Source organism: Duganella rhizosphaerae (assembly GCF_040364205.1).
GTDB classification, from domain to species: domain Bacteria; phylum Pseudomonadota; class Gammaproteobacteria; order Burkholderiales; family Burkholderiaceae_D; genus Rugamonas; species Rugamonas rhizosphaerae.
This window is the reverse complement of sequence record NZ_BPWK01000006.1, coordinates 247,875-272,312: the sequence shown is the minus strand read 5'-3', so window position 1 is coordinate 272,312 and position 24,438 is coordinate 247,875. Positions and strand designations below refer to the sequence as shown.

Sequence of the window (24,438 nt, the reverse complement as noted above, 5' to 3'; positions counted from 1 at the left end):
ATGCACACCATCAATCCTAGCATTCTGGTCGCCTCCGACAATGCCTCCGATGCCGATCTCGTGAAGCGGCTTCTGGCGAAGGACTTCAGCCGGATCAGCACTTCCACCGTCGAGGGAAAGGCCGCCGCCGACTTCGAGCAACACCTGCCCGACGTCCTGGTGCTGGCCTTCAAGACGCTGGAATCGGCCGAGCGGTTTTACCTCGGCCTTTACCGCCACTGCGCCAGATTGAGCCTGCAACCGCACCGCACCATCATCCTGTGCGGCAAGGACGATGTTCATCGTGTCGCCAAGTTGTGCCTGCAGCAGCATTTTGACGACTACGTGCTGTTCTGGCCGATGAACTACGACGCGCCGCGCCTGTCCATGGCGATACACCTGGCGTATCGCGAGCTGAGCAAATTTAACAACGACGGTCCTTCGCTGGCGGAATTCGCCGCCCAGGCGCGGCGCCTGGGCGAGCTTGAAGGCTTGCTGCAGCAGTACATGGCGGCCGGCTTGAATCAAGTCAGCGTCACCGAGCAGGCGGTCGAGCACGCCGAGCGTGAGATCAATGCCGTGGTGGACGGCTGGTCGCGGCAACTGAGCCAGGCGGCAACTAGCCATGCGGTACCGGTCGATACGGTGGAAACCATGGAGCGCGAACTGGCGCGTTTCAAGGAAGAAGACATCGCCGCGCGCTTCAACAGCGTGCGCGACTCGGTGCGACCGATCGGCCAATGGACAAAAAACCTGACCAGTCAATGCGCGGCGCCGCTGGAATCGGTGCGCGCGCTCTCGGCCATGGCGGAAAAGGTCAAGCCGGTCGTGCTGGTCGTGGACGACGACGACTTCCAGCACAAGATCATCGCCACCATCCTGGGCAATCAGAGCTACCGGCTGGTTTTCGCCGCCAGTGGCGCCGAAGCCTTGAGCAGTGTGCGCAAGGATCGGCCCGACCTCATCCTGATGGACGTAATGATGCCGGACATGGACGGTCTGGAGACGTTGAAGCGCATACGCTTCATACCGCAGCTTGCCAGAGTGCCGGTCATGATGATGTCGGCCAAGAGCGAGGGGGCGGTGGTGGTGCAGTGCCTCAAGTCCGGGGCGGCTGACTTTGCCGTCAAACCGTTCGACCGCGACAGGCTGCATTCCAAGGTTTCGCGCCTGTCCACCGGAGTGGAAGCGAAAGCGCTGCAGGCCAGCTGAGGGTACCCGCATGATCAACGCTGCAAGCTTAACGGGGGAGTGACACGATGGACCGGACCACCTGCAAAATTGTTGTGCTGGACGATGACGCTTTCACGCGCAATCTGCACGCGACCGTGCTGGCCAACCTCGGCTTTCAACAGGTGGCGACCTGCGCCAGCGGCCAGGAAGCCCTGGGCACGCTGGATGACGCCCGCACCTCGCCGTCGGTGATACTTGTCGATCTCAATATGCCTGGCATGGATGGCGTCGAGTTCGTGCGCGAGCTTGTGGATCGTGGTTACACAGGCTGCCTCATTTTGGTCAGCGGGGAGAGCGAGCGCATCCTGAAGTCGGCCCATGCGCTGGTCAAGGCGCACCGGATTGACGTGCTGGGCAGTTTTAGCAAACCGGTTTCACCCCCCCTGCTCGACGCCGCCCTGAACAAGGCGGACACCGCCAACAGCATCTGGCGGCCGGCGGCCCGCAAGAGCTATGGCGCCGTCGAACTGCATCAGGGCATACAAAACGGCGAACTGATTAATCATTACCAGCCCAAGGTATCTCTGTCCACCGGTCAGGTCACTGGGGTTGAAACCCTGGTTCGCTGGCGACACCCATTGGACGGGCTGGTCTACCCGGAACAATTTATCCCCGAGGCGGAATCATACGGTCTGATTGACGCCTTGACACGCGCCGTGCTGGTGCAGGCTTTCACCGACGCCGCAACCTGGCGTGCGGCGGGGTTGGAGCTGAGTGTCGCCGTCAATGTGTCCATGGATAACCTGACCGCATTGGACTTTCCCGATTTTGTCTCAGAGCAGGCTCGTTTGAAGGGATTGCAACCTGCCTCCATCATATTGGAGGTGACGGAAAGCCAGCTGATGAAAGACCTGCGCGCGCCACTTGAAATTCTGACCCGCTTGCGCTTGAGGCGGTTCCGCTTGTCCATCGACGATTTCGGCACCGGTCACTCGTCGCTGGCCCAGTTGCGTGATCTGCCTTTCGACGAACTGAAGATAGACCGCGGCTTTGTCCATGGCGCGCGCCATAACGAAACACTGCGCGCCATTTTTCAGGCCAGCCTCGGATTGGCCAGGCAGCTGGGCATGGAAACGGTGGCTGAAGGCGTTGAAGACAGCGACGACGCTGATTTTCTGAGGTCGACCTGCTGCGATCAGGCACAAGGCTACTTCTTTGCCCGGCCCATGGCGGCTACGCAAGTGGAGGCCTGGGTGCGCGCATACTCGTCATTGCCGGGCCTGGCGATCGTCGACGCGACCGCCCTGCTGACGTAAGGCGCCGTTATTGCGGCCGTTGGTAGCCGCTGTCGGCCAGCAGGCGCTCGAAGTCCCTGGCGTTGAGGATCTCGATGATCGCCTGCTTCTTGTCCTTGGCGTTCTGGTAGTAGGCCTGGCAGATGCGGAAGCCCATGAAGTAGCCCAGGTCGGCCGGCCGCCCGGTCGCTTCGTTCTCGCCGCCGTACAGCCAGTGGCTCAGGTCGCTGCCGCGCATGTCGGCGAAGAATTCCCGCTTGAGTTCGGCCTCGTGCGCGTAGCCGTAGGCGTAGAGGCGCTGGTTGAAGTTGCCCTTGACCACCAGCGAAGCCAGGAAATCGGCGCCCCCTTCCTTGATGCTGTGGCCCAGCAAGGTCTCAGGCGACAGTCTCTGCTGGAAGTGCATCAGCTCGTGCGTCACCAGCGACGGCAGCAAGGCCGGCGGGTTGATCACGCTCTTGAGCCACGGCGTCAGTTCGTCGGTCGGCACGCCTGGCACGCCGCCGTACATCTCGGCGGCGATCAGCAGGCCGTCCGGCGAGGCGGTGCCGCCGGAGTTCATATTACCGATCAGGAAGTAGACGTCGGGGAAGGTCGCCTTGTCGTACAGGCCTTTGAACTTGCGCATCGCGGCGCGCACTGCGGGCTCGGCCTGGCCGGTTTGCAAGGTGAACGGACGGATCGCGGCGTAGTATTTGGGCCGCTTGCCGATGGTGGCATACAGGCGCGCGCCGCTGACGATGCGCTGCGGAATAAAGCCTTGCAGGCCGACGCTGCCCGCGTCCAGGTATTGCCGGTCCAGCAGCTGCGCGGGCGCGGCCGATGCCGGCAGTTGTTCGTACGCTTTCCAGAACAGGTCGATGTCGCTGGTGATGAACTTGAATTTTTCCGGGTCCGCATGCGCGGCCAGGTAGGCGTCCTCGTTGGCGTGGGCGCGCTTGACGATGGCCGGCCAGCGCGCATCGCTGCGCAGCGGTGCGTACATGGGATCGTCGTCGAAGCTGTCGGTCATGCGCATGCCCTCGGCGACGCTGCGTTCGAGCGTGGCCAGCGCGCCGGCGTTGTTGCCGGCCTTGAGGTAGGCGCTGGCCAGGAAGTAGCCCAGCATCGCGTCGCGGTAGCCGCCGTCCAGCGCGGATCGGTAGCCGCTGATTGCCTTGGCGTAGTCGTTGTTTTCCAGCGCGGTTCTTGCGTCGCCGGCCAGTTGGCGCGGCGACTGCTGCGCCTGCGCGCCTGCCGCTGCGGCGGACAGGCAAATCGTCAGGATCACGGAGGCGCGCATCGTCATTTTTTCTCCTGGGCCGCTTCCGGATATTCGTGCTCGATTTCCTTGATGATTTCGGCGCCCAACGCCGCATAGTCGTTGTAGCGTTCGTACAGCTGGGGAAAGGTGATCTGGTTGCGCAGCAGGCGCTTGCCCTTGGGGGCCACCATCAGCCGGTAGCGCTCGGCAAGCGTGTCGTCGCCTGCCATGTCGTTTTCCATGTAAGCGCGGAATTTTTCCTGGTTGTTCGCCCAACCGCGCTCGGAGGACTTGATGCCCACCGTGGCGGATTCGTACAGGCGCAGTATTTTTTCCAGCAACTCCTCGTTTTCAATATGGGTCAGCTTGCCGGAAGACTTGAATCCCTGATAGCGGCTGACCACCGGATTAAAGTAGATATTGTTGTCGGCGAGGCGGTAGCTGGTCTCAAACTTTTCCGGCGCGGGCGCGCTGCGCGGATCGAGCTTGCTGAGGTATTCGAAGTTGGCGTCGAAGCTGTGGTAGGCGGCGCTGATCTGTGTGGTGGCCTGGATGTCGTTGGCGATGTCGTGCCGCAGTCCCAGCAGGAAGGTGCGCACTTGCTGCTGCTCGTGGCGGTGCTCGCTCAGGCTGTGCAGCCAGATGCTGAGGCTGACCGCGAATACGATGGTAATGATTTCCAGCGCCATCTCGCCCAGCTTGTGGCGCCAGCCGTGTTCGCTCTTTTCAAACAGTCGTACCACTTTCTTGGTGTGCTTCGCTATTTCCTGTTCCGCCATGATGATCCATAGTTGAAAAATTGAGTAGCCGAAACTATAACGCATGGCGGCATCGCGGCGTAAAAAAACCCGCCGGCACTGAGCGGGTTCAGGCCGGCGGGCTGGATGCTGCGGGGCCGGCGCTACTGCCCGCCGCAAGCCACCGACGAGGCGTCGGGCGAGGCCTGGCAGAACGGCGCCGCGCCGCCGCAGGCGACCTTGCGGCCGTCGGCCGAGTGCTCGCAGAATGGCGCTTTGCCGCCGCAGGCGACGTTCTGGCCGTTCGCCGATTTCTCGCAAAACGGCGCGGCGCCGCCGCAGGCCACCGTGCCGCCATCCTTCGATTTGGCGCAGAACGCCGCCGCGCCGCCGCAGGCGACTTGCTTGCCATCGGACGAGGTTTCGCAGAAAGCGGCTTTGCCGCCGCAGGCGACCGCGCTGCCGTCGGACGATTTCTGGCAGAAGGCGGCGGCGCTGCCGCAGGCCACCGACTTGCCGTCCGGCGAGCTCTGGCAAAACGGCGAGCCGCCGTTGACGCCGGTGCTGGAGGGTGCCGGGCCGGACTGCGGCACGATGGCCACGCAGCCGGCGAACAGCAGGGTGGCGATCAGGGTCAAGCCGGAGCGTACTGCCTGCGAAATGCGCATTATTTTCCCTAAAGTGGTTGTTGATCTTTTGCTACGATAACCGAGCCGAACGCTGGTGTCCATGCTAACCTTTGCCGATGCTGTTCCCATTTTGCAGAGAGGATGATCATGCAGACCCTGGAATCTGACACCCGCGCCGCCGAGGCGGCCCTGACGGACTGGCATCGCGCGCTGGAGCTCCACGACTGGGGCGCGGTCGACGCCGGGCTGACGACTGAATTCCTCATGATCGAGCAGGACCGTATCCTGGACAAGGCGGCCGTCGTGGCGCTGCTGAGGTCCAGCGCCGCGCTGGGCCGGCAGCGGGCCAGCCTGCACGGATTTCGCACGCAGATACAGGGCGATGTCGCCTGGACCACGGTCAGCAACGATGCCGTCTGGATCGCCAGCGATGGCACGGAAACCCCCTACGGTTTTCTGGAGACGGCGGTCTTCAAACGCGACGGCGGCATCTGGCGGATCGACCGCTACCACGCGACCCGCCTGGCCAAGCGCTGAAAGTTGCAAATTCCGCCTATCGCGGCAAAAATGGCTGCTGTTCAATTAACAACAGGATCACCGATGACCGATATGAGCCATGACGGCCAGCCGCAGATGAGCAAACACCGTATCGAAGCCCTGGTGGACGGCATCTTCGCCGTCGCTATGACCTTGCTGGTGATCGATCTGCGCTTGCCCGAACATGCCCACCTGGCCAGCGAGGCGGCGCTGCAAGGCGCGCTGCTGGACCTGATTCCCAACCTGATCTCGTGGCTGATCAGCTTTTTCGTGCTGGCGATTTTCTGGATCGCCAACCATCGCCTGTACAGCTATGTGCGGCATGCCGACCAGGGCCTGCTGTGGTTGACCATCCTCAGCCTGTCCGGCGCCTCGCTGCTGCCGTTCGCCTCGGCGGTCAACGGCCAGTTCGCTTCGATGACGGGACAGCTGGTGTATTCCGGCGTGATGATCTGGCTCAGCGTGTCCACCTTGCTGGTGGCGCGTCATGTCTACCGCCATCCCGGCCTGTGCGTGCATCCGATGAACCTCGGCGCCTACCGCGCGACGATGGTGCGCGGCTTCGGCGTGATGCTGATCGCCACGCTGGCGCTGCTGCTCGGCTACGTCGCGCCGGGCAAGGCCAACTTCGTGTTTGTGCTGATGTCCACGCTGCGCCCGCTGGGGGCGCGCATCGAGCGCCGCTACGCGCGCGCCGCCGCCATCGCCTGAACTAGACCTCACTCCACTGCCGCAGCAGATTGTGGTAGTGCCCGGTCAGGCCGACCAGTTCCGGGCAGTCGCCCAGCCGCGCGCGCAGGCTCTGGATGTTCTGGTCCAGCTCCAGCAGCAGGCTGCGCCGCATGTCGTCGCGCACCATGCTCTGGGTCCAGAAAAAGGAGCAGACCCGGGCCCCGCGCGTGACCGGCTCGACCCGGTGCACGCTGGTCGACGGATACACGATCAAGTCCCCTGCCGGCAGCTTGACTTCATGCTCGCCATACGCGTCGGTGACGATCAGCTCGCCGCCGTCGTAGTCCTCGGGATCGCTGAGGAACAAGGTCGACGACACATCGGTGCGCAACCACTGCCCGGTGGCCGCCACGCGCCGCAGCGCGCCGTCGACATGGGCGCCGTAGTGCTCGCCGCCGGCGTAGCTGTTGAACAGCGGCGGACAGGTGCGCAGCGGCAGCGCCGCCGCAAAGAACAGCGGACTGGCCGCCAGCGCCGCCAGCACCTCCGCGCCCAGTTCCTGCGCCAGCGCCGAGCCCTCGGCCAGCTGGCGGTTCTGCTTGACCAGCGCGCCTTGGGCGCCGACCGTCGTGCGGCCGTCGACCCAGTCGGTCTGGTCCAGCCGGCGCCGCATGGCGGCCACCTGTTCGCGGCTCAGTACGCCGGGGATGTGCAGCATCATGGAAAACTCTCCTTGAAAAAGAAAAGCCCCGCCGGAATGGGCGGGGCCAGCATGGCAGCGGCGCTGCCGCTTAGAACTTGAAGTTGGCGGTCAGGCTGGCCGAGCGCGGCGCGCCCGGGGTGTAGCGGTAGCCCGACTTGTTGATCGCCTGCACGTACTGCTTGTCGGCCAGGTTGTAGACGTTCAGGCGCAGGTCGACGTGTTTGTTGATCGGGTACGAAGCCATGGCGTCATACACCCAGTACGAATCGGCATAGGCCGGGGTGCCGACCGCGCCGTCGGTGCCGCGCATCAGCTTGTCGGTGAAGCGGGCGCCGCCGCCGATCTGCAGGCCCATCGGCAGCGTGTACGAGGTCCACAGCGTGAACGCCTGTTTCGGCGTGTAGCTCAGCAGATTGTCGCCGGCGGCGGTCACCACCTTGCCGGACACCACCTGGGTCGACATGCGGGTGTAGCCCGCGCTGATCAGCCAGTTGCGCATCAGTTCGCCGGTCACGCCCAGCTCGATACCCTGCACGCGCTTCTTGCCGGTCTGGTAGAAGTTGGCCGCGTTGTTCGGGTCGACCTCGATCTCGTTGCGCACGTCGGTGCGGTAGGCCGAGGCCGACAGCGACAACTTCTGCTTGAGCAGGTCCCACTTGGTGCCGAGCTCGTAGTTGGTGGTGATTTGCGGATCGTAGTTCGGGTTGGCCGAGCTGTTGGCGGCCGAGCTCAGCGTGAAGTTGGTGCCGCCCGGCGGCGCTTTCGACGTCGCCACCAGCGCGTAGACGCTGCTGTCGGCGGTCGGCTTGTACAGCGCCGACAGTTTGCCGTTGAGCAGATTGTCCGACGCCGTCAGCGAGTTGGCCAGCAAGGTGCCGACCGGGATGGTCTGCGGCGTGGCTGCGGCCTGCACCGTCACGCCGTTGTAGCTGGTGTTGTAGTGGTCCAGACGCACGCCGGCGTTGAAGATCCACTTGTCGCCCAGCTTGGCGGTGTCGAAGACGTACACGCTTTCGGTGCTGGTGCTGCCGTCGCCGCGGGCGCCGTTGCGCACCAGGCTGACCTGGGCCGGCGTCACCGGCAGGCTGGAATCCGGATGGTAGATGCTGACCAGCGGCAGGCCGGTGGCGCCCGGCGCGTTGACGTTGGTGTAGTTGGTCTGCTTCTCGTTGATCAGCTCGACACCGGCGACGACCGTGTGCTTCAGCGCGCCGCCGTCGAAGTCGGCGGTGACGGTGGTCTGGTTGGTGATGATTTCGTTCAGCTGGTCTTTGTAGTTCAGGTTGGTGCGCGCCATCATCCAGCTGTCCGGATTGGAGCCGGCCACGACGTTACGCAGGTTGGCGCCGGTCGACATGAACGAGGTCAGCAGGTAGTCCTGCTTGGTGCGGCCGTAGCGGGTGGTGCTTTGCAGCCTGGCGCCGCCGGCGAAGTCGTGCTCGATGCGGGCGGTGAACATGTCGGCCTTGACCTTGTCGAAGTCCAGCACCGAACCGTAGAAGTTCTTCGGATCGACCGGCTTGGCGCCGGCCATGAAGGCGAAGCTCGGTCCCAGCACGGCCGGCTTGGTGGCGGTGGCCGCCGTGATGACGACCGGCGCCGGCGGAGTCCAGCCCGGCAGGCCGATGGTCAGCACGCCGCCGTCGGGGATGTTGTCCTGGTCGACGTGCAGGTAGTTCAGGTAGACGCGGGTCGGGCCGTTGAGGCCGAAGGCCACCGACGGCGCGATCGCCCAGCGCTTGTTCTTGACCACGTCGCGCGCCGGATTGCCGCTGTCCTGGTCGAGCAGGTTGAGGCGGAAGGCGGTGCCGGTGTCGGCGTTGATCACCTTGTTCAGGTCGGCGGTGGCGCGCTTCTGGCTGCCGCTGCCGACCGTGACCGAACCCATGTAGGCGTCTTCCATCAGCGGGCGCTTGCTGACCAGGTTGATCGAGCCGGTCGGCGAGCTGCGGCCGTTGTCGGTGCCGGCCGGGCCTTTGAGCACGTCGATCTGTTCGATGTTGAAGGTGTCGCGCGAGATCGAGCCGACGTCGCGCACGCCGTCCACGTAGATGCTGCCGGAGGCGTCGAAGCCGCGCATGTAGATGCCGTCGCCGGTGGTGGTGCTGCCGTTCTCGCCCAGGAAGAAGGCGCCCACGCCCGGGGTGTTGCGCAGCGCTTCGGTCAGCGTGACGGCGCCCTGCTGCTCGATCAGCTCTTTCTTGATGACCGTCAGCGACTGGGCGGTGTCGACCAGTTTCTCGGTGTACTTGGCGGACGAGGCCTTGTCGGCCTTGAAGTCGTTGATGACGTCGCCGCGGACTTTGACTTCCTGCAAGGTCTGGTTGCTGCCGGCCACGATCACCGGGTCGGTGCCGGCGTCGGCCGCATGGGCGGCCACCGGCAGCAGCATCACGGCCAATGCCGCGCTCATCTGTTGGTTGAAGCGCGATTGCGCGTGTTTGCGACTCTTAATCATTTGCATCTTTCTTCCGAGAATGTAGGCGGCTGGCTGCGCTGGGCTGCTGCTTTCTTGCGTCTGGCTGCCGGATCATGGCGATTTCATGCGGAGGATTGTAACAATGAAGTAAGAATATGTAAATGCGAATTATTATCAATAGCGTTCCGTTATGCGAAAAACGGCGGCGCCCCGGGCCGGGGACGCAAAATGTGACGGGGGTGTAGCGGCGGGAGGTCAGGCCTGTTCGGCGTCGAGCCAGGCGCGGGCGCGCGCCAGCGTGTGTTCCAGCTCGACGCGGACGGTCTGGTAGCGCTGTTCGAGCTCGTCGTCGCGCTGTTCGTTGATGGCGTTTTCGGCCTCGACGGTGGCCTGGATCAGGCGCTTGGCGCCCAGCACGCCGACCGCGCCGCGCAGGCTGTGGAACAGGCGGGCGGCGTCGCGCAGCCGACCTTCCTGCAGCGCCTGGCCGGCCAGGTCGGCCGGTTCCATGCCGGTGTCGACCGCGCCGCGCACCATCTTGACCATCACGGCGCGGCCCTTGGGGTCCTTGCCCATCACCCGCATCAGGCTGTCCATATTGAAGATGGCGGCCTCGCCGGCCGGCATGGCGGCGGCCGGAACCGGGGTCGGCGGCGGCTGAAGCGGCGCCTGCTCGGACGCCGGCGCGGGCATCGACGGGGCAGGCGCAGGTGCGGCGGCGGCCATGGCGGCCAGCAAATCGTCTGCGCTCGGCGCCACCGGCGGCGCCCGGTCCGTCAGGTGGCGCTGCAGCACCGCCAGCATTTCGTCGACCTCGATCGGCTTGGGGATGAAATCGGTGATGCCGGCCTCCTCGCTGCGGTGGCGCTCGGAACCCAGCACGCCGGCCGTCATGGCGATGATGGGCAAGGTCAGGCCCAGCTGCTGGCGCAGGATGCGGGTGGCGGTAAAGCCGTCCATCACCGGCATCTGCATGTCCATCAGCACCAGGTCGTAGCGGCTGGCGTCGGTGCGCAGCAGGTCGACCGCCTGGCGGCCGTCGCCCACCACGTCCAGCGTCGCGCCCGCGTGTTCGAGGATGCCGCGCGCCACAACTTGATTTAGCGCATTGTCTTCCACCAGCAGGAAGTGGCGGCCGGCCAGGCTGCCGGCGATGCCTGCCTCGGCCACCGCCTGCGGCAGGCCGTCGCTCTTGGCCGCCAGCGCCTGGTGCAGCGCGTCGAACAGGTTGGAGCTGGTGATCGGCTTGACCAGCACCACGTCGGCCTCCGGCGCGTTGGAGATTTCCTCCGCATGGTCGCGGGCGAAGGCGTTGACCATCACCACGATCGGCTGCTTGCCGCCGCCCGCCGCCTCGCGGATGCCCTTGGCCGTGGCCAGGCCGTCCATGCCGGGCATGTGCCAGTCGGCCAGCACCACGTCGTAGGTCTGCTTGGCCTGCTGGCTCTGGCGGTAGCGGTGCAGCGCGGCCGCGCCGGAGTCGACCTCGTCGGCATGCCAGCCCCAAGCCCGGATCAGCTTGGCGATCACCTCGCGGCTGGTGCGGTTGTCGTCCGCCACCAGCAGGCGCAGATTGCCCAGCGCCGGCTTGCGGCGCTCGTCCGGCAGCTCGGGCAGCACTTCGAACGGCAGACTGAACCAGAACCGGGTGCCCTGGCCCTGCTCGCTGTGGACGGCGATCTGTCCGCCCATCAGCTCGATCAGACGCTTGGTGATGGCCAGCCCCAGGCCGGTGCCGCCGAAGCGCCGCGTGATGCTCTGGTCGCCCTGCGAGAAGGCCTGGAACAGCTGCGCCAGCTGGGACTCGGTCATGCCCATGCCGGTGTCGCGCACCTCGAAGCGCAGCAGCGCGTGGTCGGCGTCGCGGGCGCTGAGCTCGATGCTGACCACCACCTCGCCGTGCTCGGTGAACTTGATGGCGTTGCCGGCCAGGTTGACCAGGATTTGCTGCAGCCGCATGGCGTCGCCGCGCAGCTGGCGCGGCACCGCCGGGTCGACGCTGATCGCCAGCTCCAGCTCCTTGTCGCCGGCGTTCATGGTCATCAGGGTCGCCAGCGAGTTCATGGTGTCGTCCAGCGCGAACTCCACCGGCGACAATTCCATGTGGCGCGCCTCGATCTTGGAAAAATCCAGCACGTCGTTGAGGATGCCCAGCAGCGACTGGCCCGACACCCGCACCATGCTCAGGTATTTGCGCTGCTGCGGCGTCAACGGCGTATTGCCGAGCAGGTAGACCATGCCCAGCACCGCGTTCATCGGCGTGCGGATTTCGTGGCTCATATTGGCCACGAACTCGCTCTTGGCGCGGTTGGCGGCCTCGGCGCGGTCGCGTTCGCGCTCCAGTTCGGCGGCGCGCGCCTCCACCTCCAGCCCCAGCCGGTGGCGCTCGGTGATGTCGGAAATCACCGCCAGTACCTTGGTGCCCTGGTCGGTGCGCACCGCGCTCAGGTTGACTTCGATCGGGAATTCGCTGCCGTCCCGGCGCAGGCCGTACAGCACCGTGCCGTCGCCCATGCGCACCGGCTCGGCGCTGAGGCGGTCGGCAAAGAACTTCACGCGGTGGGCCGCATGCTGGCCGCGCAGATGTTCCGGCACCAGCATCTCCAGCGGCTGGCCCAGCACCGCCTCACGCTGGTAGCCGAAGCAGCGCTCGCCTTCGCGGTTGAAGGTTTCGATGCGGCCGTCGACGCCCACCACCACGATGGCGTTGGGCGCGAACTCCAGCAGGCTTTGCAGGCGGGCGTCGGCCGCCAGCCGTTCGTGCATCAGCGCGTTGAAGGCGCTGGTCAGCTGGCCGACCTCGTCCTGCGAGTGGGTGGGCAGCGGCGTGAAGCTGCCGGGCTGGTCGCGCAACGCGACGATGGCGTCGCGCAGCCGGATCAGCGGCGCCAGCAGCCGCGAGGTGACCCAGCCGATCAGCGCGGCGGCCGCCAGCGAGGCCAGCGCGCTCCACAGCGCCAGCCGGTACAGCACGCCGTTGAAGGGTTCGAACGCCTCCTCGGCCGGCAGCGACGCGGCCAGCACCCAGTCCACCGACTTCAGCGTCTTGTAGCTGTTGAGGGTGCGCTTGCCGGCGCCGTTGATGCTGTCGACCGTGCCTTCGAAATCCTGCTCCAGCGCGCGCGTGGTGGCGGGGTTGGCGTGGGGCTGGCGCGGCTGCAGCATGCGGCTCAGGTCGGGATGCAACACGTACATCGGCGCCGGGCCGCGGGTCAGCGCGAAGTAGTAGCCGGTGCGGCCGACCTTGGCGTTGCGCAGGTGGCCCAGCAGATTGTCCTTGTACAGCCGCAGCACGCCCACCAGCACGCACACCACCTCGCCGTGGGCGTCCAGCACCGGCGCCACCATCTGCACGATGGGCTGCTTGCCGGCGCGGCCCAGCAGCGGTTCGGTGATCATCGGCTTGCGGGTGCGCATCACCGTCTTGAAGTAGTCGCGGTCGCCGGCGTCGATGCCAACCCGGGCCGGCACTTCCGGCAGGTCGGCAATGATCGTGCCTTGCGGGTTGAGCACCAGCAGGTCGTCGAACAGCGCCAGCACCGCGCGGTCCTGGTAGTAGGCGCGCAGCTGGCTGGGGGATTGGGCGATGGCGGGCGGCTGGTTGCGCGCCGAGACGGTGATGATATCGAGCAGCATCATCAGCTTGTCGTCCAGCTCTTCGGCGGTGCGGTTGATCAGTGCCGTCTGTTGCGTGAACAGCACCTTGGTGAAGTCGTCCTGCATGCGGTGGGTCTGCACCACGGTCACCAGCGCGATCATCAGGACCGAGGTGATGCTGGTGGCCAGCGCAACTTTAACCTTGATGCCGGGTGACTTCATTTCGTCCTTGGAGGCGAGGTCGGGCTGAGTATCGGAGAAATGCCAAATAGACAGCAAATTCTCCTATCAAAGCCCGGCCTTGGCAACAGGATTAACGCTGAGCGGCGGCAATGATCACTTCCGCCACCTTGGCCGGTTGCGACAGCATCGGCACGTGGCTGGTTTTCAGCGTGACGGTGGTGGCGTTGAGTTTCTTGGCAAACGCCTGTTGCAGCGCCGGCGCGATCATGCGGTCGTTGGCGGCGGCGATGTAGTAGCTGGGCTTGGTTTTCCATGCGGCCACGGTGGTGACGTCGCCGAAGGCCTTGGCGTTGATCGGGCCCTGGGTGGCGGCGATCAGCGCGGCGGTGGCCGGCGGTACGTCCTGGGCGAAGTTCTTGGCGACCGAGTCGGTCGGCAGCCACAGGTAGCCGGCGGCGTCGGCCTGCAGCGTGGCGATGCCGGGCGGCACGGCGTAGTCCTTGCCCAGGTTGGCCGAGGCTTCACCCTCGGACGGCGCGAACGCGGCCACATAGACCAGCGCCTTGATCTTGTCGCTGGTGCCGGCCTGGGTGATGACGGTGCCGCCCCACGAGTGGCCCACCAGCACGACTTTGCCGGTTTGCGCATCGACCACGCGCTGGGTCGCGGCGACGTCGTCGGCCAGCGAGGTCAGCGGGTTCTGCACGGCCACGACCTTCAGGCCCTTCGCTTGCAGCAGCGGGATGATCTTGTCCCAGCTGGAACCATCGGCGAAGGCGCCGTGGACCAGGACAACGGTGGTGTCGGAGGCAGGGGCGGCGGCGTGGGCGCCCAGTGCGGAGGCCAGCAGAGCGGTAGCGATCAGAGTGCGTTTCATGATGTGGTCCTTGTAGTTGAGTAGTTGGCGATCAAGTAGTGCGCTACTTGATGTGTTGAACTATAGCTCGCAATTTAATCGTGTGCAAGATAATTATTTTAAATAATTTGTGATAATTCGGCCGCAGCGCGAATCCAAACGGCCTTGGCCCGCCTCTTAGCTGCCGAGGGACTTCCTCTGCAACGAATTGGAGTGCACTATGTTTTATGTCAAGAATGTACCGAACTGGGAGCGCGCGCTGCGCGTGGTGGCCGGCTTGATCGCGGCCTGGGCCGGCATCGCCCTGCTGGGCGGCCTGTGGGGCCTGGTGCTGGCGGCGTTGGCGGCGGGCATCGTCGCCTCCGGCCTGTTCGGCTTCTGCCCGATGTGCGCGCTGGTCGGCCGCCGGCTCGACAAGGCTGAGGCGGCCAAACAATCTGGGGGACTATGAGCCTGGCAGTACAACACTTACCGGTGCTGGACGCCGCCCATCGCGGCGATCCGGCGGCGCTGGCGCAGCTGCTGCGGCTGTGCCAGCCCGACATCCGCCGCTACGCCCAGCGCAACTGCCTGGTCGGCGACGTCGACGACGCCGTGCAGGAAGCCTTGCTGGTGCTGTCGCGGCGGCTGTCGTCGGTGCGCCTGCTGGCGGCGTTTTCGGGCTGGCTGTTCCAGGTGGTCAAGCGCGAGTGCCGCCGGCTGGGCCGCGCCGCGCTCGGCCACGACCCTTGGGACGACGAGCGCGCCGAGCAGTGGCTGGCCAGCCAGGACACTGCCGGCCTGCGGCTGGAACTGGTCAATGCGCTGGAGTCCTTGCCGGCCGATTATCTGCAGGTGGTGCTGTTGCGCGATTTCGCCGAAATGTCGATCGCCGAGATCGCCGCCGACGTGGGCGAGAGCAGCGCCGCCGTCAAGAGCCGGCTGCACCGGGCGCGCAAAATGGCGCGCGAATACCTGATCGGCTAACTGCGGCATTGGCCGGAAATGACGGAAAAAGGTCTACAATGAGACCATGATACGAGAACTTCCTCCGCTGGTCCTGCCCGGCGCCACGCTCGAAAACCTCAAGGCCAGTTGCGCGACGTGCAGCATGCACCAGTTGTGCCTGCCGATGGGGCTGGACAACAACGATATGGACCGGCTGGACCAGATCATCGGCCGCCGCCGCAAGGTGGCGCGCGGCGCTCCGCTGTTCCGTGTCGGCGACTCCTTCCAGAGCCTGTTTGCGATACGGCTGGGCCACTTCAAGACCTACCAGGTCAACCGCGACGGCGTCGAGCAGATCACCGGCTTCCAGATGGCCGGCGAATTGCTGGGCATGGACGCCATCAGCGCCGACCTGCACCATTGCACCGCCATGGCGCTGGAAGACAGCGAAGTGTGCGAGATCCCCTTCGACAGCTTGCAGCAGCTGCTGGCCGATATGCCGACCTTGCTGCGCCATTTCCACCGCATGATGAGCCAGGAAATCACGCGCGAGCAAAGCGTGATGCTGTTGTTGGGGAATATGCAGGCGACCCAGCGCTTTGCCGCCTTCCTGGTCAACCTGTCGTCGCGCTACGAGACGCGCGGTTATTCGCCGCACACCTTCCAGCTGCGCATGTCGCGCGAGGAGATCGGCAACTATCTCGGGTTGACGATCGAGAGCATCAGCCGCCTGCTGTCCAAGTTCAAAAAGGAAGGCTTGCTGCGCGTGAGTAACCGCGAGATCGAGTTGCTGCAGCCGGCGACGCTCAAGGCGATCACCGCCGGCACCCAGACCTGCGCCTGAGCATCCGTCATTCCCGCGCAGGCGGGAATCCATGCTGAGCATGCGGCGGATACGTTGTATGGATTCCCGCCTGCGCGGGAATGACTAATTATCGGCCGGCGTCGGCAGGTCCGATTGCAGCGTCACCTGGCGTTGCCCCGGCCAGCTCCAGGTGCCGGCCAGGCGCCAGTCGCGCTTCTCGCCCTCGATCAGCACCACCCAGCGGCTGCGCTCGAGCATCGGCAGGTTGATCTGGAACGCGCCGAATTCATCCGGCTGCACCACCAGCTGGATGTCCTTGTCCGGCAGCGTCGCATGCGACAGGTGCACGAACAGCCGTTCGGTCTGGCCATGGTCGCTGGCGGTGCGGCGCAACTGCCCGTTCAGCGTACCCTGCGTGACGTCGTAGCTCATCACCGCCGACAAGCCCAGCGACGAGGCCAGGCGGTCGCGCCGCAAGTCCTGGTTGATGGCCTTGCCCTGCTTGTAGTAGTCGCCCACCACCAGCGCGTCCTGGCGCGAGTAGGCCAGCCAGCCGGTGTAGGTCCCGGCCACCACCACCACGGCCGGGCCCAGCATCAACAGCCACGGCCAGCGCTGCTTCCACCACGGCGCCTGCGTCATCATCGAAGCACTCATCTGCGTCCCCTTAGCGCGGCACGAAAAACACCGCATGTTCCTTCACGTGCAGCGACGGCTGGTCGACTGCGGTCAGTTCAATCTCGATCTTGTTCGAGCCCGGATTGCCGGCCCCGTGCGCGCTGCGCAGGCGGATCGGATAAGCCTTGGTCTCGGTGCCTTCCAGCCGCACCAGGTCCGGCGTCACCTGCGCCAGCGTGGCCATGCCGCTGACTTGTATGCGGTAGGTGTGCGCCTGCTCGGTGGTGTTCATGATCTGCAGGCGGTAGACGTTTTCGATCATGCCCTCTTCCACCTCGCGCCCCATGGCGCCGCGATCGCGAATCACGTCCAGCTTGAGCGGCGTGCGCAGCCATAGCGCCGTGCCGACCGCGGCCACGATCAGCGCCAGGATGGCGGCGTAGATCTTCACCCGTGGACGCAGCGTGCGCTGGCGGATCTCGGTAGGCGTGTAATGCATCAGCAGCGCGCGCTCGGTGCTGTAGCGGATCAGGCCATGCGGCTCGCCGATCTTGTCCATCACGCCGTTGCAGGCGTCGACGCAGGCGGCGCAGCCGATGCACTCGTACTGCAAGCCCTTGCGGATGTCGATGCCGGTCGGGCAAACCTGCACGCACAGGCTGCAATCGATGCAGGAACCGCCGTTGACTTCCTCACGTTTCGACAAAGGCGCGCGCGGTTCGCCGCGTTCGTTGTCGTAGGTGATGATCAGCGTGTCGCGGTCGAACATCGAGCTCTGGAAGCGGGCGTACGGGCACATGTATTTGCACACCTGCTCGCGCAGCCAGCCGGCGTTGCCGTAGGTGGCCAGGCTGTAGAACAGCACCCAGAACCATTCCCACGGGCCGAAGCTCAGGGTCAGCACTTCGTTGCCGAGGAATTTGATCGGCGTGAAGTAGCCGACAAAGGTAAAGCCGGTCCACAATGCCACCGCGCCCCAGGCCAGGTGCTTGGCGGTTTTTTTCGCGAACTTGGCGGCTGACGGCGGCTGCCGGTCCAGCGCGATGCGGGCGCTGCGCTTGCCTTCGATCTTACGTTCTATCCACAGGAAGATTTCGGTATACACCGTTTGCGGACAGGCGAAACCGCACCACACCCGCCCGGCCACCGCGGTGGCCAGGAACAGCAGGTAGGCGCAGATGATCAGCAGCGCCGCCAGGTAGATGAAGTCCTGCGGCCACAAGACCAGGCCGAAGATGTAGAACTTGCGCGCCACCAGGTCGAACAGCAGGGCCTGGCGGCCGTTCCACTGCATCCAGGGAGTGCAGTAGAAGGCCAGCTGCGTCAGCCAGACACACAGCCAGCGCAGCCGGGCGTAGCGGCCCGACGTTTCGCGCGGATAGATCTCCTCGCGCGCCGCATACATCTTGATCACTTGTGGTGCAGGATCGTTCATTTTGCTGCCGTGACCGGTGCTGTTTCAACCTGGTTGACGTTGTTCGACAAGCTCCACACGTAGGCGGCCAGCACATGCACCTTGGCGTCGCCGAGGAAGTCGTCGAACGCCGGCATGGTGGTGCTGCGGCCCTTGCGGATGGTTTCCATGATGGTCTCGGCGCTGCCGCCGAACAGCCAGATCTTGTCGGTCAGGTTGGGCGCGCCGATGGCCTGGTTGCCGGTGCCGCCGGCGCTGTGGCAAGCCATGCAGGCGCCGAACTTGTCCTTGCCGAACACCGCCTTGATCGGGTCGTTGGTCGAGCCGGACAGGCTCAGCACGTAATGGGCGACGTTTTCCACTTCCTTGTCCGAGCCCAGCGCCGCGCCCATCGGCGGCATCACGCCGGTGCGGCCGTGCAGGATGGTTTCCTTGATGGTCTCAGGGGCGCCGCCGAACAGCCAGTCCTTGTCGGTCAGGTTGGGGAAGCCCTTGTTGCCGCGCGCATCGGAACCGTGGCACTGCGCGCAGTAGGTCAGGAACAGGCGCTCGCCGATGGCGTGCGCCTTGGGATCGGCCGCCACTGCTTTCAGATCCTGCTTCTGGTATTGCGCGAACAGCGGACCGTAGTCGGCGTCGGCTTGCTTCAGCTCGGCCTGGTACTGGCCCGAGGATTTCCAGCCTAGCTTGCCGGCGTAGCTGCCCAGCCCCGGGTACAGCACCAGGTAGGCCAGCGCGAACACGATGGTGATGTAGAACAGCCACATCCACCAGCGCGGCATCGGCGTGTTCAGCTCGCTCAAGTCCTCGTCCCACACGTGGCCGGTGGTTTCGCCGGCCTTGCCCTTGATCTGGGATTGCGAGTACAGCAGGATGCCGCAGCCGGCGATGCCGAGCAAGGTCAGCACCACGATGTAGATGTCCCAGAAGCCGTTGGTGAAATCAGCCATGACTGTTCTCCTCGTCGTCGAACGGCAGGTGGGCGGCGGCGGCGAAATCGGCTTCCTTGTTGTGGATGAAGGCCCACCACAGGATGCCGGCGAAAGTGATGAAGGAAATCACCGTCATCACGCTACTGGCGCGGTCAAACAGGTTCTCGATAGCCATGCTAGTTCCTCGTCTTGATTAATGTGCCCAGGCCTTGCAGGTAGGCGATCAGGGCGTCTTCTTCGGTCTTGTCCTTCAGCTCGGCCGGGGCGGCGGCGATCTCGGCGTCGGTGTAGGGATCGCCGAGGCGCTTCAGGGCCTTCATCTTCGGCACGATGGAGTCCGGCGCCAGCGCGGTCTGCGCCAGCCACGGATAGTTCGGCATATTCGATTCCGGCACCACGTCGCGCGGATTGGCCAGGTGGGTGCGGTGCCATTCGTCGCTGTAGCGGCCGCCCACGCGCGCCAGGTCCGGCCCGGTGCGCTTGGAGCCCCACTGGAACGGCCGGTCGTAGACGAACTCGCCGGCGACCGAATAATGGCCGTAGCGTTCGGTCTCGGCGCGGAACGGACGGATCATCTGCGAGTGGCAGTTGTAGCAGCCTTCGCGCACGTAGATGTCGCGGCCCGCCAGGCGCAGCGGCGAGTACGGCTTCAGGCCGGCGATCGGCTCGGTGGTGGACTTCTGGAAGAACAGCGGCACGATCTCGACGGCGCCGCCGACGCTGACCACCAGCGTCACCAGCGCGATCAGCAGCCAGGGGTTTCTCTCTATCCAATCATGTGAAAATTTCATGCTCTGCTCCGATATCAGGCGTGGCCGGCGGCAAGCGCGGGAATGCGCGCCACGGCGGTTTCGCGGTTACGCAAGGTCATCCAGGTGTTGTAGCCCATCACGCACATGCCGCTCAGGTACAGCAGGCCGCCGCAGAAGCGCACCACGTAGTACGGATAGGTGGCCTTGACGCCTTCGACGAAGGTGTAGGTCAGCGTGCCGTCGGGATTGACCGCGCGCCACATCAGGCCCTGCATGACGCCGGCGATCCACATCGCGGCGATGTACAGCACGATGCCGATGGTGGCGACCCAGAAGTGCAGGTCGATCAGCTTGGTGCTATACATTTTTTGCTGGCCGGCCAGGCGCGGCAGCAGGTAGTAGATCGAGCCCATGGTGATGAAACCCACCCAGCCCAGCGCGCCGCCGTGGACGTGGGCGATGCCCCAGTCGGTGTAGTGCGACAGCGCGTTGACGGTCTTGATCGACATCATCGGACCTTCGAAGGTGGCCATGCCGTAGAACGACAGCGAGACGATCATGAATTTCAAGATCGGGTCGGTGCGCAGCTTGTGCCAGGCGCCCGACAAGGTCATGATGCCGTTGATCATGCCGCCCCAGCTTGGCGCCAGCAGGATCAGCGAGAACACCATGCCGATCGATTGCGTCCAGTCCGGCAGCGCGGTGTAGTGCAGGTGGTGCGGGCCGGCCCACATGTAGGTGAAGATCAGCGCCCAGAAGTGCACGATCGACAAACGGTACGAATACACCGGACGCTCGGCCTGCTTGGGAATGAAGTAGTACACCATGCCCAGGTAGCCGGCGGTCAGGATGAAGCCCACCGCGTTGTGGCCGTACCACCACTGGATCATCGCGTCCTGCACGCCCGAGTAGGCGGAGTACGATTTGAACAGGGTGGCCGGCATGCTGGCGCCGTTCACCACGTGCAGGATCGTCACGGCGATGATGTAGCCGGCGAAGAACCAGTTGGCGACGTAGATGTGCTTGACCTTACGCGTCAGCAGCGTGCCGAAGAACACCACCGCGTAGGACACCCACACCACCGCGATCAGCAGCGTGATCGGCCATTCCAGCTCGGCGTATTCCTTGCCGCGCGTCAGGCCCATCGGCAGCGTGACGACGGCGCTGAGGATCACCGCCTGCCAGCCCCAGAAGGTGAAGGCGGCCAGCTTGTCCGAGAACAGCCGCACCTGGCAGGTGCGCTGCACCACGTAGTAGGACGTGGCGAACAGTCCGCAGATGCCGAAAGCAAAGATGACGGCGTTGGTGTGCAGGGGCCGCAGGCGGCCGTAGGTCAACCATGGAATGTCCAGGTTCAGCGCCGGCCATGCCAGCTGGGCGGCGATAACGACGCCTACCAGCATGCCGACGATACCCCAGACCACGGTGGCGATTGCGAATTGCTTCACAATCTTGTAGTTGTAGTTCTGTGCAAGGTCCACTTGTAGTTCTCCCAAGAACGCTTTGATGATGTGTATCAAAGGTTACGATTGCGAGACCCAAAAATCCTTGATGTGAATCAAAATTTACCGGATCAACTCAATTCAGTGGCGGCTTGTCGTCGTCTTGCAGTACGCGCAGCGCCGGACCGACCAGGTCGTCGAACTGGCCGCCGTCCGAGGCGGAAAAGAAGATCCACAGCGCGGCGAACACCAGCAGCACGCTGAGCGGAATGAGCAGGTACAAGGCTTCCATCATGTTCCCCTTCTGAGGCGCAGCGCGTTGGCCACCACCACGACCGAGCTGAGCGCCATGCCGACGCCGGACAGCCACGGGTTGAGCCAGCCCAGCGCCGCCGCCGGAATCGCCACCGCGTTGTAGACGCTGGCCCACACCAGGTTCTGGCGGATCACGCGCATGGTGCGGGCCGCCACGCGGGCGCTGTCGGCCACCGCGTCCAGACGGCCGCACAGCAGCACCGCGTCCGCATGGGCCTGCGCCAGCGCGGCGCCGGCGCCCATCGCGAACGAGACGTCGGCCGCGCTGAGCACGGCGGCGTCGTTGATGCCGTCGCCCACCATCGCCACCACCCCGCCCTTCTGCTGCAGGCGCTTGACGAAGGCCAGCTTTTCATCGGGCAGGTAGCCGCCGATGGTGGTGCGGATGCCGAGCTGGTCGCCGACCTGGCGCGCCAGCTGGTCCTGGTCTCCGCTGAGCAGCACCACGGTCTTGCCGGCCTGGCGGAAATAGTCGACCGTGGCCTGGGCGTCCGGCCGCAAGGCGTCGTGCAGGTGGAAGCAGGCCAGCCACTGGCCGTCGACGCCGAGGTAGACCGGGGTCACGCCGCTGCCGGCGTCATGCAGCGGCGCCATGCCGCTGAGCTCGGCGACGAAGCCGGCGCTGCCCAGCCGGTACAGCCGGTTGTGCAGCACGCCTTCGATGCCGCGCCCGGGCGCTTCGACGGCCACCACCGGCTGCCAGTCGGCGCGTGCGCCGCCCTGGGCCGCCGCCGCCGCGTTGACGATGGCGCGCGCCAGCGGATGGGCGCTGCCGGCGTCCAGCGCGGCCGCCACTTGCAGGCAGAAGTCGGGTTGCATCAGGCCCAGTTGCTGGATCTCCCGCAGCATCGGCCGGCCGTAGGTCAGCGTGCCGGTCTTGTCGAACACCACGTGGGTGGCGCGGTGCAAGGTCTCCAGCGTTTGCGGGCCGGTGATCAATACGCCCTGTTGCAGCAGGCGGTCGGTGGCGGCGGCCAGCGCGGTCGGCGTGGCCAGCGACAGCGCGCACGGGCAGGACACCACCAGCACCGCGATCGCGATCGGCCAGGCGCGCGCGGCGCTGTCGCCGTCCAGCCAGTACCAGAAGGCGAAGGTGGCCAGCGCCAGCAGCAGCAGCGCCAGCACGAACCAGCCGGCCACCTGGTCGGCCCATTGCGCGATGCGCGGCTTGTCGCGGCCGGCGCGCTCGATCAGCTTGACCAGCTGGGACATGGTGCTGTCCTGGGCGATCCGCGTCACGCGCGCGAGGATCACGGAACCGGCGTTGATGGCGCCGCCCGGCAGCGCGTCGCCCACGTCCTTGGCCACCGGCGCGCTTTCGCCGCTCAGCAGCGAAAGGTCGAGCACGGTGCGGCCGTCGACGATGACGCAGTCGGCCGCCACCGCCTCGCCCGGTTTGACCATGATGACGTCGTCCGCCGCCAGCGCTGCCGCCTTGACCAGGCTGGCCGCGTGGCTGGCCGGGTAGTCCGCCAGCAGCGTGGCCGAAGCCGGCAGCGCGTGCTGCAGGCGCTCCAGCGCGGCGCCGGCCTTGCGACGCGCGCGCAGCTCCAGGTAGCGGCTGCACAGCAGCAGGAAGATGAACATCGTCACCGAATCGAAATACACTTCGCCGTGGCCGCGCACGGTGGCCGCGACGCTGCCGCCGAACGCCGCGGCGATGCCCAGCGCCACCGGCACGTCCATGCCCGGCGCGCGCGCCCGCAGGCTGGCCCAGGCGCCGCGCCAGAACGGCTGCGCCGAGTAGCAGATGGCCGGCAAGGTCAGCAGCAGGCTGGCCCAGCGCATCAGCGCGGCCATGCTGTCGTCCAGCGTGCCGGCGTCGGCCAGGTAGGCCGGCGCCACGTACATCATCACCTGCATCATCGACAGACCGGCCACGAACAGCTGGCGGCCCAAGGTCTTGGCGGCCTTGCGCTGCTGCTCGCCGTGGCGCTGGGCGTCGTAGGGATAGGCGGCGTAGCCGATCGCGTGCAGCGCGGCCAGGATGTCGCCGGGCTGGCAGGCGTCCTGGCGCCAGCGCACGTACAGGCGCTCGGTGGCGACGTTGAGCTGGGCGCTGTCGACGCCGGGCAGCTTGGCCAGCCGCTGTTCGATCAACCACACGCAGGCCGCGCAGCGGATGCCCTCGACCGCCAGCGTGGTTTCGCGGCTGTCTTCATCGAGCGCGAAGCGCGGATCGGCGTTGTCGTACAGGCGCAGTTCCGGCGGCAGCATGTCCGCGCCCTCGGCGCTGGCGGCGAAGGTGGAACGTTCGCGGTAGTAGGATTCCTGGCCCAGGTCGACGATGGTCTGCGCCACCGCCGCGCAGCCGGGGCAGCACATGGTGTGCGCGGCGCCGGCGATGTGTACGGTCCACGCCGGATGGACGGCGGCCGGCAGCGGCAGGCCGCAGTGGTAGCAGACGCTGGTGTCAGCGTTGGCGCTCACCGGCGCGGCGCTGCCTATTGATGTGGAGTCAGGCATAGGGTGTCCATCCAGTCGGGAGCGATGCCGCCGGCCGCGCGCGCCAGTCCCAGCATGCCGAAAGCCAGCACCAGCAGGCCGCAGGCGACGCGCACGCGGCGTTGTTGCAGCGCGCGTTGCAGGCGGGCGCCGATCAGCCCGAGGCCGGTCAGCATCGGCAGCGTGCCCACGCCGAAGGCCAGCATGACGGCGGCGCCGTCGCCGGCCGAGCCGCTCAGCATCGCGGTCAGCAGCACGCTGTAGACCATGCCGCACGGCAGCCAGCCCCACAGCAGGCCCAGCGCGAAGGCCTGGTGCGGCCGACGTGCCGGCATCAGCGATTTCATCATCGGCGCGATGGCCGGTTGCGCGCGTTGCCACAGCACGCGTCCGCCCTGCTCCAGCAAGGCCAGGCCGCGCCAGGCGTCCATCAGGTACAGGCCCAGCGCCACCAGCATCAGGTTGGCCAGCCAGTAGAAGCCCAGTTGCAGGCCCGCCAGCCCGGCGATGCTGTGCGCGCCGCCGGCCAGGCCGCCCGCCAGCGCGCCGGCCGCCATGTAGCTGGCGATGCGGCCGGCGTTGTACGACAGCACGCGCGGCAAGGCGCTGTGGTGGACGACGGCGGCGATCGGTATCACGTTGCGCGGCAGTGGCGCGCTGGAGACCGACAGCGCGCCGACGATGCCGCCGCACATGCCGATGCAGTGGACGCTGCCTGCCAGGCCCACCACCATCACCGGCAATAACTGGAGTGCATTCATGATG

At 65.8% G+C, this 24,438-nt stretch carries 23 protein-coding genes; 7 read left to right on the top strand and 16 right to left on the bottom strand.

Annotation, left to right across the window (positions count from 1 at the left end; genetic code table 11):
* A complete protein-coding gene (locus RUGAMON1_RS15405) occupies positions 1-1,191 on the top strand; it encodes a response regulator (protein ID WP_445231327.1) in 1,191 nt (396 codons plus the stop codon).
* Positions 1,192-1,238: 47 nt separating this feature from the next.
* Positions 1,239-2,468 (top strand): EAL domain-containing response regulator, encoded by a 1,230-nt coding sequence (locus RUGAMON1_RS15400; RefSeq protein ID WP_445231326.1) that lies wholly within the window; start codon positions 1,239-1,241, stop codon positions 2,466-2,468.
* A gap of 7 nt (positions 2,469-2,475) precedes the next feature.
* On the opposite strand, the gene RUGAMON1_RS15395 is transcribed toward RUGAMON1_RS15400, so the two are convergent.
* The 3 genes from RUGAMON1_RS15395 to RUGAMON1_RS15385 form a co-directional block, all read right to left on the bottom strand.
* On the bottom strand, positions 2,476-3,735 hold the full coding sequence (locus RUGAMON1_RS15395) for a hypothetical protein (RefSeq protein WP_445231325.1): 1,260 nt from the start codon (positions 3,733-3,735) through the stop codon (positions 2,476-2,478).
* Complete coding sequence (locus tag RUGAMON1_RS15390; RefSeq protein ID WP_445231324.1) at positions 3,732-4,469, bottom strand: hypothetical protein; 738 nt, start codon at positions 4,467-4,469, stop codon at positions 3,732-3,734. Before RUGAMON1_RS15390 ends, RUGAMON1_RS15395 begins: the two co-directional genes overlap by 4 nt.
* 122 nt (positions 4,470-4,591) lie before the next feature.
* A complete protein-coding gene (locus RUGAMON1_RS15385; RefSeq protein WP_445231323.1) occupies positions 4,592-5,095 on the bottom strand; it encodes a hypothetical protein in 504 nt (167 codons plus the stop codon).
* Between the two features lie 108 nt (positions 5,096-5,203).
* Here RUGAMON1_RS15385 and RUGAMON1_RS15380 point away from each other — a divergent pair, with 108 nt between their 5' ends.
* Together RUGAMON1_RS15380 and RUGAMON1_RS15375 are read left to right on the top strand one after the other, a co-directional pair.
* Positions 5,204-5,593 carry a YybH family protein gene (locus tag RUGAMON1_RS15380; protein ID WP_445231322.1) on the top strand — a complete coding sequence of 130 codons (390 nt, stop codon included), beginning with the start codon at positions 5,204-5,206 and terminating at the stop codon, positions 5,591-5,593.
* A 63-nt stretch (positions 5,594-5,656) separates the two neighbouring features.
* Positions 5,657-6,304 (top strand): TMEM175 family protein, encoded by a 648-nt coding sequence (locus RUGAMON1_RS15375; RefSeq protein ID WP_445231321.1) that lies wholly within the window; start codon positions 5,657-5,659, stop codon positions 6,302-6,304.
* Position 6,305: 1 nt separating this feature from the next.
* Here the strand turns inward: RUGAMON1_RS15375 and RUGAMON1_RS15370 are convergent, their stop codons facing one another.
* The 4 genes from RUGAMON1_RS15370 to RUGAMON1_RS15355 all read right to left on the bottom strand — a co-directional run bounded on the left by RUGAMON1_RS15370 (position 6,306) and on the right by RUGAMON1_RS15355 (position 14,044).
* Positions 6,306-6,986 carry a Fe2+-dependent dioxygenase gene (locus tag RUGAMON1_RS15370; RefSeq protein ID WP_332852656.1) on the bottom strand — a complete coding sequence of 227 codons (681 nt, stop codon included), beginning with the start codon at positions 6,984-6,986 and terminating at the stop codon, positions 6,306-6,308.
* 70 nt (positions 6,987-7,056) lie between these two features.
* On the bottom strand, positions 7,057-9,432 hold the full coding sequence (locus RUGAMON1_RS15365; RefSeq protein WP_445231320.1) for a catecholate siderophore receptor Fiu: 2,376 nt from the start codon (positions 9,430-9,432) through the stop codon (positions 7,057-7,059).
* A gap of 210 nt (positions 9,433-9,642) precedes the next feature.
* Positions 9,643-13,206 carry a response regulator gene (locus tag RUGAMON1_RS15360; protein ID WP_445231440.1) on the bottom strand — a complete coding sequence of 1,188 codons (3,564 nt, stop codon included), beginning with the start codon at positions 13,204-13,206 and terminating at the stop codon, positions 9,643-9,645.
* Positions 13,207-13,297: 91 nt separating this feature from the next.
* A complete protein-coding gene (locus RUGAMON1_RS15355; protein ID WP_445231319.1) occupies positions 13,298-14,044 on the bottom strand; it encodes an alpha/beta fold hydrolase in 747 nt (248 codons plus the stop codon).
* Positions 14,045-14,243: 199 nt separating this feature from the next.
* Here RUGAMON1_RS15355 and RUGAMON1_RS15350 point away from each other — a divergent pair, with 199 nt between their 5' ends.
* Genes RUGAMON1_RS15350 through fnr form a run of 3 tightly spaced genes read left to right on the top strand, consistent with a single transcriptional unit; the run spans position 14,244 to position 15,794 of the window.
* Complete coding sequence (locus tag RUGAMON1_RS15350) at positions 14,244-14,474, top strand: YgaP family membrane protein (protein ID WP_445231318.1); 231 nt, start codon at positions 14,244-14,246, stop codon at positions 14,472-14,474.
* Positions 14,471-14,989, top strand: coding sequence for an RNA polymerase sigma factor (locus RUGAMON1_RS15345; protein ID WP_445231317.1), 519 nt, complete (start codon positions 14,471-14,473; stop codon positions 14,987-14,989). Before RUGAMON1_RS15350 ends, RUGAMON1_RS15345 begins: the two co-directional genes overlap by 4 nt.
* Positions 14,990-15,035: 46 nt before the next feature.
* Positions 15,036-15,794: a fumarate/nitrate reduction transcriptional regulator Fnr gene (fnr, locus tag RUGAMON1_RS15340; RefSeq protein ID WP_445231316.1), complete on the top strand. Its 759-nt coding sequence runs from the start codon at positions 15,036-15,038 to the stop codon at positions 15,792-15,794.
* An 84-nt stretch (positions 15,795-15,878) separates the two neighbouring features.
* Here fnr and RUGAMON1_RS15335 read toward each other — a convergent pair whose 3' ends face one another.
* The 9 genes from RUGAMON1_RS15335 to RUGAMON1_RS15295 all read right to left on the bottom strand — a co-directional run bounded on the left by RUGAMON1_RS15335 (position 15,879) and on the right by RUGAMON1_RS15295 (position 24,434).
* On the bottom strand, positions 15,879-16,412 hold the full coding sequence (locus tag RUGAMON1_RS15335) for a FixH family protein (protein ID WP_445231315.1): 534 nt from the start codon (positions 16,410-16,412) through the stop codon (positions 15,879-15,881).
* 10 nt (positions 16,413-16,422) lie between these two features.
* Positions 16,423-17,808 (bottom strand): cytochrome c oxidase accessory protein CcoG, encoded by a 1,386-nt coding sequence (ccoG, locus tag RUGAMON1_RS15330; protein WP_445231314.1) that lies wholly within the window; start codon positions 17,806-17,808, stop codon positions 16,423-16,425.
* Positions 17,805-18,737 carry a cytochrome-c oxidase, cbb3-type subunit III gene (gene ccoP / locus RUGAMON1_RS15325; RefSeq protein ID WP_445231313.1) on the bottom strand — a complete coding sequence of 311 codons (933 nt, stop codon included), beginning with the start codon at positions 18,735-18,737 and terminating at the stop codon, positions 17,805-17,807. The genes ccoG and ccoP overlap by 4 nt, the downstream gene beginning before the upstream one ends.
* A complete protein-coding gene (locus tag RUGAMON1_RS15320; RefSeq protein ID WP_445231312.1) occupies positions 18,730-18,894 on the bottom strand; it encodes a cbb3-type cytochrome oxidase subunit 3 in 165 nt (54 codons plus the stop codon). The genes ccoP and RUGAMON1_RS15320 overlap by 8 nt, the downstream gene beginning before the upstream one ends.
* A 1-nt stretch (position 18,895) precedes the next feature.
* The gene (ccoO, locus tag RUGAMON1_RS15315; protein ID WP_445231311.1) at positions 18,896-19,510 is read right to left on the bottom strand and encodes a cytochrome-c oxidase, cbb3-type subunit II; all 615 of its coding nucleotides are present in this window, start codon (positions 19,508-19,510) and stop codon (positions 18,896-18,898) included.
* 14 nt (positions 19,511-19,524) lie between these two features.
* Positions 19,525-20,952, bottom strand: a complete 1,428-nt coding sequence (gene ccoN / locus RUGAMON1_RS15310; protein ID WP_445231310.1) for a cytochrome-c oxidase, cbb3-type subunit I — start codon at positions 20,950-20,952, stop codon at positions 19,525-19,527.
* Between the two features lie 97 nt (positions 20,953-21,049).
* The gene (gene ccoS / locus RUGAMON1_RS15305; RefSeq protein WP_445231439.1) at positions 21,050-21,205 is read right to left on the bottom strand and encodes a cbb3-type cytochrome oxidase assembly protein CcoS; all 156 of its coding nucleotides are present in this window, start codon (positions 21,203-21,205) and stop codon (positions 21,050-21,052) included.
* Positions 21,205-23,694 (bottom strand): heavy metal translocating P-type ATPase, encoded by a 2,490-nt coding sequence (locus RUGAMON1_RS15300; RefSeq protein WP_445231309.1) that lies wholly within the window; start codon positions 23,692-23,694, stop codon positions 21,205-21,207. Before RUGAMON1_RS15300 ends, ccoS begins: the two co-directional genes overlap by 1 nt.
* Entirely contained in the window at positions 23,673-24,434 is a 762-nt protein-coding gene (locus RUGAMON1_RS15295; RefSeq protein ID WP_445231308.1) for a sulfite exporter TauE/SafE family protein, read from the bottom strand. The genes RUGAMON1_RS15300 and RUGAMON1_RS15295 overlap by 22 nt, the downstream gene beginning before the upstream one ends.
* Positions 24,435-24,438: the final 4 nt, after the last annotated feature.